The organism is Brevundimonas sp., assembly GCF_036400995.1.
GTDB lineage: Bacteria > Pseudomonadota > Alphaproteobacteria > Caulobacterales > Caulobacteraceae > Brevundimonas.
Genome location: NZ_DASWWG010000017.1, coordinates 1 through 13,259, shown reverse-complemented (window position 1 = coordinate 13,259; position 13,259 = coordinate 1). Strand labels below are relative to the sequence as shown.

The window sequence follows — 13,259 nt, the reverse complement described above, 5'->3', positions numbered from 1 at the left end:
GCCCGGAAGGGGCGGGGGCTCAGCGCCCCTGCCTCGCCCGGATCAGATCGATGATCAGATCGGCCGCCTGTTCGGGAGAGCAGGCGGTCGTATCAATTCGCAGGTCCGGCGTCTCGGGCGGCTCGTAAGGGCTGTCAATGCCGGTGAAGTTGGCCAGCCGACCGGCGCGGGCCTTGGCGTAGAGGCCCTTCACGTCGCGCGCCTCGACGGCGGCCAGCGGGGCGTCGATGTGGATCTCGAGAAACTCGTCGGGAGCCATCAGGGCGCGGGCCATGTCGCGCTCGGCGCGGAAGGGGGAGATGAAGGCGGTCAGGACGATCAGGCCCGCATCGGTCATCAGGCGGGCGACCTCGGCCACGCGGCGGATGTTCTCGACGCGGTCGGCGTCGGTGAAGCCCAGATCGCGGTTCAGCCCGCCGCGGACGTTGTCGCCGTCCAGCAGGGTCGCGTGCAGCCCGGCCTCGAACAGGCGCTGGTCGACCAGATCGGCGATGGTCGACTTGCCCGCCCCGGACAGGCCGGTGAACCACAACACCAGCGGGCGCTGGTTCTTGAGGGCGGCGCGGTCATCCCGGCCGATGGACAGGGGCTGGGGGCGGATGTTGGTCGCGCGGCGTAGGGCGAAGCGGATCATGCCCGCGCCCGCGGTGGCCGAGGTCATCCGGTCAATCAGGATGAAGCCGCCCAGATCGCGGTTGGCGGCGTACGGCTCGAACGGGACCGGGGCGTCCAACGCCAGGGTGACCAGTCCGATCTCGTTCAGACCGAGGGTGCGGGCGGCGAGGGCTTCGCCGCTGTCGGGGTCGACCCGGTGCTTGATCTCCATGACCCGGGCCGGGACGGTGGCGGTCCCGATCTTCAGGTCATGCACACGACCGGGCAGCAGCGGCTGGTCCGACATCCAGACCAGATGGGCCTCGAACTGGTCGGCGACGGCGGGCGGGTCGTCGGGCGACACCAGCCAGTCGCCGCGCGTAACGTCGACGGGACGGTCCAGCGTCACACTGACCGAGCGGCCCGCGCCGGTGACCGCTGAGATCACGGCCTCCGCGCCCGAGGGCAGGACGCGGACGGGATCGCCCGGCCGGATCGATCCGGCGGCGAGGCGGCCCGCGAAGCCGCGATGCTCGCCGTGGCGGATGACGGTCTGGACGGGGAGGCGGAAGGGGCCTTCGGCGAGGGACGGCGACGGCGTGGCCGCCAGCCAGTCGGTGAGGATGGGGCCCTCATGCCAGTCCAGCGCCGGATCGCGCCGGGTGACGCCCGCGCCGGTCAGGGCGCTGAGCGGGGCGGCCGTGACGTCCCCGATGCCGAGGTCGGCGGCGAAGGCGCGGAAGTCGGTCGCGATCTCCGTGAACAGGGCATGGTCGTGGGCGACGAGGTCGATCTTGTTGACCGCCAGCAGCAGGCGGCGGACGCCCATCAGGGCCAGGATGCGGACGTGGCGGCGGGTCTGGGTCAGGACGCCCTTGCGCGCATCGACCAGCACGACGGCGGCGTCGGCGGTCGAGGCGGCGGTGGCCATGTTGCGGGTGTACTGCTCATGCCCCGGGGTGTCGGCGAGGATGAAGCGGCGGCCGTCGAGGTCGAAATAACGGTAGGCCACATCGATGGTGATGCCCTGTTCCCGCTCGGCGGCGAGGCCGTCGACCAGAAGCGACAGGTCGGGATCGGGGCCCAGGGCGGCCAGCTGGTCGGCGGGCACGGCGCCCAGGTCGTGCAGCAGGCGGCCGATCAGGGTCGACTTGCCGTCGTCGACCGAGCCGCAGGTGATCAGGCGAACGGGGGCCATCAGAAATACCCCTCGCGCTTCTTGCGCTCCATCGAGGCGGCGGGGTCGTGGTCGATGACCCGGCCCTGACGCTCCGAGCCGGAAACGGCGGCCACCTCGGCGATGACCGCGTCCAGATCGGCGGCTTCGCTCTCGACCGCGCCGGTCAGGGGCCAGCAGCCGAGGGTGCGGAAGCGGATGCGCCGGGTCTGCACGGTTTCGCCGGGCCGCAGCGGCAGGCGCGGATCGGCCAGGATCAGGGCGCCGTCCCGTTCGACGACGGGGCGGTCGGCGGCGAAATAGAGGTCCGGAACGGCGATCCCTTCGCGCCGGACGTAGCGCCAGACGTCCAGCTCGGTCCAGTTGGACAGGGGGAAGACGCGCAGGGTCTGACCGTCAGTCAGCCGGGTATTGTACAGGCTCCAGAGCTCGGGCCGCTGGGCGCGCGGGTCCCAGCCGTGGGCGGCGGTGCGGACCGAGACGATGCGCTCCTTGGCGCGGCTTTTTTCCTCGTCGCGGCGGGCGCCGCCGAAGGCCGCGTCGAACCGCCCGGCGTCGAGCGCCTGCCTGAGCCCCTGCGTCTTCCAGAGGTCGGTATGGACCGAGGCCCCGTGCTCGAAGGGATTGATGCCGGCGGCGAGCGCGTCCGGATTGCGGTGGACGATCAGCTCGAGGTCGCCCGCCGCGGCGTCGCGGAAGGCGTACATTTCGGCGAACTTCCAGGTCGTGTCGACGTGCAGGAGCGGGAAGGGCGGGGGCGCGGGGGCGAAGGCCTTGCGCGCCAGATGCAGAAGGACGGCGGAATCCTTGCCCGCCGAGAACAGCAGGACCGGACGCTCCACCCCCGCGACCGTCTCACGGATGATGTGGACGGCCTCGGCCTCCAGCCAGTCCAGAACCTCGTCGTCTCGCCCCATCCCCTACCAGTGACGGCGGAATCGGGCGGCGCCAAGCCTGAGCGCGTCGGAGGCATGGCGGAACGGCGCCTGACGCGGCAGGGTGCCGCCATGAACACGGGAATCGCTTCTCCGCTGATCGCGGGCATCGAACTGGGCGGCACGAAATGCGTGTGCGTGCTGGCCTCCGGGCCGGACGACATTCGCGACGAGGTGCGCCTGCCGACGACCACGCCGGACGAGACCCTGGGCGCGATCCGGGCGGTGCTGGAGCGCTGGGCCGCCGGGCCAGGGTTTGCGGCCATCGGCATCGCCAGCTTCGGTCCGGTGGAGCTGGACCCGAAGGCGGAGAAGTACGGCCACGTCACCGAGACGACCAAGCTGGCCTGGCGCTGGGCGGACCTGAATGTGATGCACCGCGGCTTCGGCGTGCCGGTGGCGCTGGACACCGATGTGAACGGCGCGGCGCTGGCCGAGGGCCTGTGGGGCGCGGCGCGGGGGCTCGATAGCCACGCCTATGCGACCGTGGGCACGGGGATCGGCGTCGGCGTGGTGGTCAACGGACGGACCGTGCGCGGGCTGGGCCATCCGGAGCTGGGCCATCTGAAGGTCGGCCGCCTGCCGGGAGATCAGTGGCCGGGCGTCTGCGCCTACCACGGCGACTGCGTCGAGGGGCTGGCGTCGGGCCCGGCGGTCGAGGCCCGGGCGGGCAAGCCGGGGATCGAGGTGACGCCGGACGATCCGGCCTGGGACATGGTGGTCCATGCGCTGGGCGGGATGCTGCACAATCTGGTGCTGACGGCCTGTCCGCAGCGGGTCCTGATCGGCGGCGGGGTGGCGGACGGCCAGCCGTGGCTGTTCGAGCGCCTGCGCAAGGCGCTGGTGGAGAGCCTGGCGGGCTACGGCGTGGCGGGCGCCATCGCGGCGGACGTGGAGGCCTTCATCCAGCCGCCGGGACTGGGCTCCAAGGCCGGGCCGATGGGGGCGATCGCGGTGGGGCTGGGGGCGCTTTAGCGCCGCCGGTGCTCGGACGGCTGGATGCCGTGGCGGGCCATCTTGTCGTAGAGGGTCTTGCGGGGGATCTGCAGGCTGTCGGTGACGCGGCGGATGTCGCCGGTGTGGGCCGTCAGGGCCTCTCGGATCAGTTCGGCCTCATAGTCCTGGACCTGTTTCGACAGGCTGCGGTCGGTCTCGGGCCGTTCGGCGGGGGCGGCGATGCCGACGGCGACCTCGCTGGCGAAATTGGACAGCTCGCGCAGATTGCCCGGCCAGTCGTGCTCCAGCAGGCGGCGGCGGATGGCGTGGTCGATGGGCGGGATGTCCCGGCCCAGACGGCGCGCGGCGCGATCGAGGAAGCGGGCGAACAGGACCGGCACGTCCTCGCGCCGCTCGCGCAGGGGCGGGATGCGGACCCGCACCACGTTCAGCCGGTAGAACAGGTCCTCGCGCAGGTCGCCGCGGGCGACGGCCTCGGCAGGATCGGACTTGGTGGCGGCGACGATGCGCAGGTCGAGGGCGTGGGCCTCGCCGGTGCCCAGCGGCATGATCTCGCGCTCCTCCAGCACCCGCAGCAGCAGCAGCTGGGCCGCGCGGGGGGCGAGGTCGATCTCGTCGAGGAAGAGGCTGCCCTGATGCGACTGCTCGATCTGGCCCTCGCGGCGGCGCAGGGCGCCGGGGAAGGCGCCGGCGGCGTGGCCGACCAGCTGGCTCTCCGGACCGGTCTCGGGAAGGGTGGCGCAGGAGACGGCGACGAAAGGCTTCACCCGGCGGCGTCCGGCGTTGTGGATGGCGCGGGCGACGGCCTCCTTGCCGGCCCCGGTCTCGCCCTCGATCAGGACGTCGACCTCGGCGTCGGCGAGGCGCTGGATGGCAGCGCGCAGGGCGGCGACGGCGCGGCTTTCACCGCTGAGCGGGATGGACCACTCGTCCTCGACCGCGAGGGCGGTCAGGCGGCGGTTGTCGAGCACCAGCGCCCGTTTCTCCAGCGCGCGGTGCAGGGTCTCCAGCAGGCGTTCGGGGGCGAAGGGCTTGGCCAGGAAGTCATAGGCGCCGCGCTTCATCACATCGACGGCCTCGGCGATGTCCCCGTGGCCGGTCATGACGACGACGGGCAGGTCGGGATCGACGACGGCGAGGCGGTCGATCAGCTGACGGCCGTCCAGTCCGGGCATGCGCAGGTCGGTGACCACCACCCCGTCGAAGCGATCGGTCAGGGCCTTCAGGGCCGTGTCGCCGGAGGAAAACTCGGACACCGACAGGCCGGCGAGGGCCAGGCGTTCGGCGAGGGCCGAGCGGAAGGCGTCGTCATCCTCGACCAGGGCGATGCGATTACAGGGCTGGAAACTCATGCGGCCTTCGCCAGTACGATCCTGAAGACGGCGCCCGTCGTGGAAGGGGCGTGGACCAGTTCGCCGCCGAAGCCGGCGACGATGTCGCGGCTGATGACCAGCCCGAGCCCGAGCCCGTCGCGCTTGTCGGTGGTGAAGGGGGTGAACAGGCGGTCGCGGACCTCGGCCGAGACGCCCGGGCCGTTGTCGGCGACCTTGACCGTCACCTTGGCCCCGCGGACCGAGACGGCGATCTCGATGAGCGGGGCGGCGACGCCGTCGAGGGCCTCGACGGCGTTCTGGAGCAGGTTCAGCACGACCTGTTCCAGCCGGTTGCGCTCGGCCAGCACTTCGAGACCCTCGGGCCCGCGGGTGCGTTTGAGCGTTACGCCCTGTTCGCGCAGGCGGGCGCTGACCAGCAGCAGGGCGCCGTCGATGGCCGCGTCGACGCCGACGGCCACCACGCCGGAGCGGGTCTTGCGCGAAAAGGCGCGCAGTTCGTCGGTGATCGCCCCGACCCGCTGGGTCAGTTCGTTGATGCGGGTGAGGGAGCGCCCCACCGCCCCGGCGTCATCGCGCTCCAGATAGACCGAGGCGGTGTCGGCGTGGGTGCGGATGGCGGCCAGCGGCTGGTTGATCTCGTGCGCCACGCCCGCGGCGATCTGGCCGAGGGTGGCCAGCTTGTTGGCCTGGATCAGCTCGTCCTGGAGGTCCTGACGGCCCTTCTCCAGACGCAGGCGCTCCTCGATCTCGCGGCTGAGCTGGGTGTTGGCGGCGCGGAGTTCGGCCGTGCGGGCGTCGACCTGCTGCTCCAGCGCGAGGCGGGCGGCCTCGTCCTCGGCGGCGCGGGCGCGGGCGCGCTGGCGGCGGCGCAGCAGGACGCCGGTGATGCCCGCCAGAAGGGCGATGCTGAGCAGGGCCAGAACCCGCGCGGAGACGACGGCCCGGGTCACGCCGGCGCCGGCGGGGGACAGCAGGTGCAGCCGCCAGCCCATGTCCGGGATCGGGGCCGAGGTGCGGGCGTAGAGGTCGGACGGCACGCCGCGCGACAGGCGGACCAGCCCGGGCTGCAGGGCTTCGAAGGGCAGGGGGGACAGGTCGACCCGTCCGGCGGTCTGGTCGACCTCGAGGCGGTGGCGGCGTTCGGGCGGCAGGTCGCCGGTGGTGTGGAAACGCCAGTCGGAGACGGTGGTGATCAGCACCACGCCGTCGGTGTCGGTCACATAGGTCGGCTCGCCCGACGTGCGCCACTCGGTCTCCAGCGCGTCGAATTCCAGCTTGGCGACGATGATGCCGAGGGGGCGGCCGTCATCGCCGTCGATGCGGCGGGCCAGATAGAGGCCCGGACGGCCGCTGACGGTGCCCAGGGCGAACAGGCTGGCCTGACCGTCGCGCAGGGTCTCGGAATAGTAGGGACGGAAGCGGTAGTCGGAGCCGACGAAGCTGATCGGCTGGTTCCAGTTGCTGGCCACGACCGCCGTGCCGTTCGCGTTCAGGACGTAGATGACCGCCGCGCGGGTGTCGCGGGCCAGACCCTCCAGCTTGCGGTTCAGGCGGTCGACCGCGGCGGGGGACGGGTCGGCCAGCAGCGACTTGAGGTCCGGGTCCTGCGCCAGCACCAGAGGCAGGGAGCGGTGGCGCTCCAGCTCGCTGCGCAGCACGGCGGCGTGCAGGGCGGTGGCGGTGGCCGACTGGGCCAGAGCCTCGTTGCGCGCCTCGCGACGGGCGACCTCTCCCGCGACAAGGGTGACGATCCCCGCGACAATCAGCCAGAAGGCGGCGAAGACACGCCACTGGCCCTGTGCGGAATCGAGAAAACGAGGCATTCAGGAACTAATGCGGGATTTCGCACACATGTCCAGAAAAGGTGTGCGGAAATCCGCTCAAATGGCGTCTTGTGCGGCCGCGAAAGTGGCTTTTAGTCAAACAAATCCAGTGCGGTAGACGATTTCGGCCTTTCGCTTGCGAGGCCGCTTCGGGGCTCCTGATAATGGCCCCACGTCACCGCGTCAGACGGTGAAACCAATCGGGACCGGCAAGCGGTCTCTTCGGGAGGGTCTTTTGATCCAGATTGCATCCACGCCGGTGGCGGGCGCAGCGCGCAAGCCCTGGTACCGTAGCCTGTACGTGCTCGTCCTCGGCGCCATCATCGCCGGCGGACTGATCGGCCATTTCTGGCCGGAGCTCGGCAAGGACCTGAAGCCGCTGGGCGACGCCTTCATCAAGCTGGTGAAGATGATCATCGCCCCGGTGATCTTCCTGACGATCTCGACCGGCATCGCCGGGATGAGCGACCTGAAACGCGTCGGCCGGGTGGCCGGCAAGGCGTTCGCCTACTTCTTCGTCTTCTCGACCCTGGCCCTGATCATCGGCCTGGTGATCGCCAACATCGTGCGCCCGGGGCAGGGGCTGAACATTGATCCGGCGACCCTCGATGCGGGCTCGGTCGCGCAGTATGCGCAGGCCGCCCATGAATCGACGATCGTCGGCTTCCTGACCGGGATCATCCCGACGACGCTGGTCAGCGCCTTCGTCGAGGGCAACATCCTGCAGACCCTGTTCGTGTCGATCCTGTTCGGCCTGTCGCTGGCCATCGTCGGCGCCCCGGCCCAGCCGGTGGTGCGGGCGCTGGAGTCGCTGAGCCAGGTGATCTTCCGTCTGGTCGCCATCCTGATGAAGGCCGCGCCGATCGGCGCCTTCGGGGCCTTCGCCTTCACGATCGGCGCTTATGGTCTGGCGTCGATCGCCAACCTGATCGCCCTGATCGCCACCTTCTACCTGACCTCGCTGGTCTTCGTGCTGGGCGTCCTCGGCCTGGTCGCCCGCGCCAACGGCTTCTCGATCTTCAAGCTGATCTCCTACCTGAAGGAGGAGCTGCTGCTGGTGCTGGGCACCTCGTCGTCCGAGGCGGCCCTGCCGAGCCTGATGCAGAAGATGGAGAAGGCCGGGGCGCCGAAGTCGGTGGTCGGTCTGGTCGTGCCGACCGGCTATTCGTTCAATCTGGACGGCACCAACATCTATATGACGCTGGCGGCCCTGTTCATCGCGCAGGCGATGAACATCGAGCTGAGCCTGCAACAGCAGATCCTGCTGCTGCTGGTCGCCATGCTGAGCTCCAAGGGCGCGGCCGGGATCACCGGCGCCGGCTTCATCACCCTGGCGGCGACGCTGGCCGTGGTGCCGAGCGTGCCGGTGGCGGGCATGGCGCTGATCCTCGGCATCGACCGCTTCATGAGCGAGTGCCGGGCGCTGACCAACTTCGTGGGCAATGCGGTGGCGACCCTGGTCGTCGCCCGCTGGGAGGGCGAGCTGGATCGCGACGCGCTCCACACGGCCCTGGGATCAACGCCGAAGGCGCTCGCCGCGCCGCCGGATCCGGCCGCGGGGCCGGGAGACAAGGAAACCCTGACAGCCGACTGAGAAACGGCGGGGGTAAAAGGGAGGAACGGGAATGAAGTCGAAACACAGAAGCGCGCTGCTGGGCGGCGCGGCGGCCCTGGCCCTGCTGAGCGCGGGCGCGGCGGTCGCGCAGGAGGCGCCGGTCCAGACCGCGCCCGACCAGGACGCCCCGCAGGAGCAGGCGTCCGAACTGGGCGAGGTCGTGGTCGTCGGCTCGCAGATCCGCGGCGCCTCGACGACGAACGCCCTGCCGGTGGTCGTCGTCGATCAGGAGCAGATCGACGCCGTCGGCGCCGTGTCGGGCGATGATCTGCTGCGTTCGATCCCGCAGATGGGCGACGTGCTGTTCGACAGCGCCAACAACCCGCAGACCTCCAACTCGGCCCGCGGCGACGTGAACTCGGTCAACCTGCGCTCGCTGGGCGTCGGCAACACCCTGGTGCTGGTGAACGGCCGCCGGATGGTGCAGCACCCGACCAGCCAGGGCACGTCGGACACCGGCACGGTGCCGGTGCTGAGCTACAACTCGAACGCCATCCCGGTCGCCGGGCTGGAGCGGGTCGAGGTGCTGCTGGACGGGGCCGCGGCCATCTACGGCGCCGACGCGGTGGCCGGGGTCGTGAACACCGTGCTGCAGGACGACTTCGAGGGCTTCACCTTCGAGACCCGCTACGGCGGCGCCGAGGGCACGGGCCTGCGCGAGTTCGAGCTCAACCTGTTCACCGGCAAGAATTTCGAGCGCGGCAACATCTCGCTGTTCGCCAACTACGCCGACCGCACCGCCCTGATGGCGGACGAGCAGGACTTCACGTCCAGCGACGACATGCGTCCGTTCTTCGCCGGCTTCCCGGGCTATGAGACCTCGACCGTGCCGGACGGCCGTTCGTCGCACACCACCTGGGCGGCGCTGAGCATCGCGCCGGTCACCACGGCCACGCGTCCGCGCTCGAACGGGGTGGTGGTGACCACCGCCGCCGGCGCCTTCCACTACCAGCCGGAAAGCTTCGGCTGCGTGGGCGTCGATCTGGGCGCGACCTGTCTGGTCAGCGGCGCGGCGGCCTATAACGGCGTGAACCGCGAGATGCGCTTCGACACCCGCAAGGGCACGACGGTGCGTCCGTCGGTCGAGCGCGGCAACCTGTTCCTGACCGGCCACTATGACCTGACAGACAACATCACCGCCTTCGGCGAGATCGGCTTCTATGCGGCCGAGAGCCGGGCCATCCAGCCGCCGGTGGTGAACCTGAACGGCCTGTGGATCCCGGCCAACAACTACTGGAACCCGTTTGGCCCGACGATGCTGAACGGCGCGCCGAACCCGAACCGCCTGCCGAACCTGACCAACGTCCCGGCCTCGGGCCTGGCCGTGCGTCTGGGCAACTACCGCTTCGCCGACGCCGGCTACCAGGAGGTGACGGTCAAGAACTTCCAGTCGCGCTTCCTCGGCGGTCTGCGCGGCGAATGGCGCGGCTTCGACTGGGAAGGCGCGATCCTGTACTCCGAAGCCGAGGCCGAGGACATCTCGCCCAACATCAACATGACGGCGCTGCAGCAGCAACTCGCCCTGTCGACCCCGGACGCCTACAACCCGTTCAACGGCGGCTGCGTCTCGACGCCCAGCTACAACGACTGCAATCCGTCGTCGCAGGCGGCCATCGACGCCATCGTGTTCGACATGCGCCGCTTCTCGCGCACCACCCTGCTGCTGGCCGACTTCAAGATGTCGCGCACGGACCTGTTCGAACTGCCGGGCGGTCCGGTGGGCGTGGCGGCGGGCGTCGAGTTCCGTCGTGAAACCCAGATGGACGACCGCGACGAGAACCTGGACGGCACCTTCACCTTCGTCGACATGGTGACGGGCGAAACCAACGCCTCGAACGTCTCGGCGGTGAGCCCGAACCCGGACACCGAGGGCGACCGCACCGTCGCCGGCGCCTTCGTCGAGTTCGCCATTCCGGTCGTCTCGCCCGAGATGAACATCCCGTTCGTCCAGGCGATCGACGTGCAGCTGGCGGGCCGGTTCGAGCACTATTCGGACTTCGGTTCGGTCGGGAAGCCGAAGATCGCCGTGGCGTGGGACGTCGTGGACGGCCTGCGCATCCGCGGCTCCTATTCGGAAGGCTTCCGCGCCCCGAACCTGGAGCAGGTCAACGCCACCCAGTACGCCCGTCTTGCCAGCGGCCCGGACTTCATCCGCTGCGAGGCGGACATCCGCAACGGCACCATCGCCAACATGAGCCAGTGCGCCCGGACGGCCAGCGTCTCGCTGCTGATCTCGGGCAACCCGGACCTGAAGCCGGAAGAAAGCACCAACTGGTCATACGGCCTGGTCTTCCAGCCGACCTTCCTGCCGGAAGTGCTGGGCGACTTCACCTTCACGGTCGACCGCTGGCGGATCGAGCAGGAAGAGATCGTCGGCCTGCTGGGCGCCCAGACGGCGCTGGCGCTGGAGTACCTGAACCGCGTGCAGGGCGGCTCGAACCCGAACGTGGTGCGCTCGGCGCCGACGCAGGACGACATCGACCTGTTCGACGGCACCGGCCTGACGGCGGTCGGTACGGCCACCTCGATCACCGACCAGTTCATCAACCTGCTGCCGCAGACGGTCGAGGGCATGGACTTCGGCTTCACCTGGGCCAAGCGCCGCACGGAGTGGGGGACCTTCATCTTCCGCGCCAATGCGCAGCAGCTGCTGACCTTCTCGCGTGAGCCGGGCGCCATCGTGGACTCGCTGTACGCGGCCCGCGACGCCGGGATCATCGATCCGCTGACCCCGCTGCCGGACTCCAGCCAGCTGATCGCCCAGAACGGTCGTCCCGAGTGGAAGGTCAACGCCAGCTTCACCTGGCGCCACGGCCCGTGGCGGGTGGGCGCCTCGACCCAGTACGTCAGCGAGGTGTTCCAGACGTCCCTGCTGAGCTCGACCGGTCAGGCGTGGAAGGTCACCGACCAGATGACCTTCAACCTGTACGGCCAGTACGAGTTCGAGGAACAGTTCGGCGCCGCCGCCGGCACGGAGCTGCGTGTCGGGGTCCGCGATCTGACGGACGAAGGTCCGTCGCTGGCGGACGGAGGGTATCTCGGCTCGGTCCAGCGTCCGTATGGCCGCTACTGGTACGTCGACATTTCGAAGACCTTCTGAGACTGAGCTGAACACCGGCGCGGGTCGACCTCCTCCCCCGATCCGCGCCGGACTTCTTTCGTGAGACCGCCCATGAAGCGACTGGCCGCCCTGTTCGGAGCCCTGATGCTGGCGACGCCCGGCGTCGCGGCCGCCCAGACCCCGTCGCCGCTGGAGGCGGGGGCGCCGGTCCCGGTCGACTGTCCGGCGTCGGTGGGCCGCGAGGTGCGGTGTCTGGCGGGGCGGGACGTCAACGGCGCGGGCTATGTGATCGCCCTGCCGACGACCTGGAACCACCGGCTGATCGTGCATACCCATGGCGGGCCGCGCACCGGCGACCCGGAACCGGCGGACTCGCTGGAGGACCTGGACCGGTTCGCGGTCATGGTCCGGCAGGGCTATGCCTGGATCGGCTCGACCTATCGCCGGGGCGGCTACGGCGTGCGCATGGCGGCCGAGGACGCCGACAACAGCCGCAAGATCTTCTGGGCCCGCTTCGGCCGGCCGGAGCGGACCCTGCTGCACGGGCAGTCGTGGGGCGGCAATGTCGCGGCCAAGGCGGCGGAGCTGTACGCGCTCGATATCGAGGGGCGGCCGAACTACGACGGCGTGCTGCTGACCAACGGCGTGCTGATGGGCGGGACCCGGGCCTATCAGTTCCGGGCCGACCTGAGGGCGGTCTACCAGTTCTACTGCGGCAACCACCCCTCGCGGCAGGACGGGGCCTATCCGGTGTGGCAGGGCCTGCCCGCCAACGCCGCGATGACCCGGGCAGAGCTGCGCCGCCGGATCGTGGAGTGCACGGGCGTGGGCCTGTCGCAGCGCGAGCGCCGGGCGGACCAGACGCGCCGCCTGCGCGACATCCTGGCGGTGACCGGGATCGAGGAGGATGAGCTGATCGCCCACATGAACTGGGCGACCTTCCTGTTCCAGGATCTGGTGCAGAGGCGGCTGGGCGGGCTCAATCCTTTCGACAACAGCCGCACGGTCTACAGCGGGTCGAGCGACGACGCGGCGCTGAATGCGGGCGTTGAGCGGTTCACCGCCGATCCCCGGGCCGTGGCGCGGCTGGCCTATGACGCGGACCTGTCGGGCCTGATCGTGGCGCCGACGGTGACGATCCACGCCCGGCATGATCCGACGGTGACGTATCTGGCCGACGCCGAGTATGCGCGCACGGTGGCGGCGGCGGGGCGGTCGGGGCTGCTGGTCCAGGCCCTGACGGACGAGGACCAGCACAGCAAGATGGAGGACGGCGGCTACCTGACCGCCCTGCTGGCCCTCGAAGGCTGGATCGACACGGGCGTGCGGCCCGACCCCGCGGGCTTCCAGCAGGACTGCCTGTCCCGCTCGCCCTCTACAACCTGTCGTTTTATGGCCACGCCGTAGACTCGCGTTCCACCGTTACGCGAAATCGCTTGTTCACGAGTCTCGATTAGGGGATTTTACGGAAGCGATTAACGGGGGGTTGATCATGCGGTCCATGCGAGCGAACCGGTTCAGCCGACTGGCGGGCCTGGTGGAGCAACTGGCGGCGGGGCTGGAGCCCGACCGCATCCCCGTGAAATCGCGACAGGCCTCGATCGTCGAGCTGGACAGCCTGTGGGCCCTGCTGGACGGGCACCCGGACGACGCCGACGGCGCGCTGGCCGCCGCCCTGTGGGGGCTGCGCACCCGGCTGGCCGAGGCGGACGGAACCCGTCGCCCGCGCGTGGCGGACGCCGCGCGCAACCGCCGCCTGGCCC

At 70.3% G+C, this 13,259-nt stretch carries 9 protein-coding genes; 5 read left to right on the top strand and 4 right to left on the bottom strand.

The annotated features are described in order from the left end of the window. Positions 1 to 19: 19 nt before the first annotated feature. Together cysC and cysD are read right to left on the bottom strand one after the other, a co-directional pair. Positions 20 to 1,792: an adenylyl-sulfate kinase gene (gene cysC / locus VGE03_RS02220; RefSeq protein WP_331044837.1), complete on the bottom strand. Its 1,773-nt coding sequence runs from the start codon at positions 1,790 to 1,792 to the stop codon at positions 20 to 22. Continuing rightward, a complete protein-coding gene (cysD, locus tag VGE03_RS02215) occupies positions 1,792 to 2,688 on the bottom strand; it encodes a sulfate adenylyltransferase subunit CysD (RefSeq protein ID WP_331044836.1) in 897 nt (298 codons plus the stop codon). Before cysD ends, cysC begins: the two co-directional genes overlap by 1 nt. A 90-nt stretch (positions 2,689 to 2,778) precedes the next feature. Here cysD and VGE03_RS02210 point away from each other — a divergent pair, with 90 nt between their 5' ends. Further along, positions 2,779 to 3,681 carry an ROK family protein gene (locus VGE03_RS02210; protein WP_331044835.1) on the top strand — a complete coding sequence of 301 codons (903 nt, stop codon included), beginning with the start codon at positions 2,779 to 2,781 and terminating at the stop codon, positions 3,679 to 3,681. Here the strand turns inward: VGE03_RS02210 and VGE03_RS02205 are convergent. Together VGE03_RS02205 and VGE03_RS02200 are read right to left on the bottom strand one after the other, a co-directional pair. Then, on the bottom strand, positions 3,678 to 5,015 hold the full coding sequence (locus VGE03_RS02205) for a sigma-54 dependent transcriptional regulator (RefSeq protein WP_331044834.1): 1,338 nt from the start codon (positions 5,013 to 5,015) through the stop codon (positions 3,678 to 3,680). The genes VGE03_RS02210 and VGE03_RS02205 overlap by 4 nt on opposite strands. Continuing rightward, positions 5,012 to 6,820 carry a sensor histidine kinase gene (locus tag VGE03_RS02200; protein ID WP_331044833.1) on the bottom strand — a complete coding sequence of 603 codons (1,809 nt, stop codon included), beginning with the start codon at positions 6,818 to 6,820 and terminating at the stop codon, positions 5,012 to 5,014. The genes VGE03_RS02205 and VGE03_RS02200 overlap by 4 nt, the downstream gene beginning before the upstream one ends. A 244-nt stretch (positions 6,821 to 7,064) precedes the next feature. On the opposite strand from VGE03_RS02200, the gene VGE03_RS02195 reads away from it, so the two are divergent. The 4 genes from VGE03_RS02195 to VGE03_RS02180 all read left to right on the top strand — a co-directional run. After that, positions 7,065 to 8,414 carry a dicarboxylate/amino acid:cation symporter gene (locus tag VGE03_RS02195; RefSeq protein WP_331044882.1) on the top strand — a complete coding sequence of 450 codons (1,350 nt, stop codon included), beginning with the start codon at positions 7,065 to 7,067 and terminating at the stop codon, positions 8,412 to 8,414. Between the two features lie 31 nt (positions 8,415 to 8,445). After that, the gene (locus VGE03_RS02190) at positions 8,446 to 11,535 is read left to right on the top strand and encodes a TonB-dependent receptor plug domain-containing protein (RefSeq protein ID WP_331044832.1); all 3,090 of its coding nucleotides are present in this window, start codon (positions 8,446 to 8,448) and stop codon (positions 11,533 to 11,535) included. A 72-nt stretch (positions 11,536 to 11,607) separates the two neighbouring features. Further along, positions 11,608 to 12,903 (top strand): hypothetical protein, encoded by a 1,296-nt coding sequence (locus VGE03_RS02185; protein ID WP_331044831.1) that lies wholly within the window; start codon positions 11,608 to 11,610, stop codon positions 12,901 to 12,903. Between the two features lie 85 nt (positions 12,904 to 12,988). After that, a partial coding sequence (locus VGE03_RS02180) for a hypothetical protein (RefSeq protein WP_331044830.1) occupies positions 12,989 to 13,259 on the top strand: 271 nt, incomplete at its 3' end.

Coding starts and splice junctions, on each gene's coding strand:
- cysD (WP_331044836.1), bottom strand. CDS start 2,688: ATGGGGCGAGACGACGAGGTTCTGGACTGGCTGGAGGCCGAGGCCGTC.
- VGE03_RS02205 (WP_331044834.1), bottom strand. CDS start 5,015: ATGAGTTTCCAGCCCTGTAATCGCATCGCCCTGGTCGAGGATGACGAC.
- VGE03_RS02185 (WP_331044831.1), top strand. CDS start 11,608: ATGAAGCGACTGGCCGCCCTGTTCGGAGCCCTGATGCTGGCGACGCCC.
- VGE03_RS02200 (WP_331044833.1), bottom strand. CDS start 6,820: ATGCCTCGTTTTCTCGATTCCGCACAGGGCCAGTGGCGTGTCTTCGCC.
- VGE03_RS02210 (WP_331044835.1), top strand. CDS start 2,779: ATGAACACGGGAATCGCTTCTCCGCTGATCGCGGGCATCGAACTGGGC.
- cysC (WP_331044837.1), bottom strand. CDS start 1,792: ATGGCCCCCGTTCGCCTGATCACCTGCGGCTCGGTCGACGACGGCAAG.
- VGE03_RS02190 (WP_331044832.1), top strand. CDS start 8,446: ATGAAGTCGAAACACAGAAGCGCGCTGCTGGGCGGCGCGGCGGCCCTG.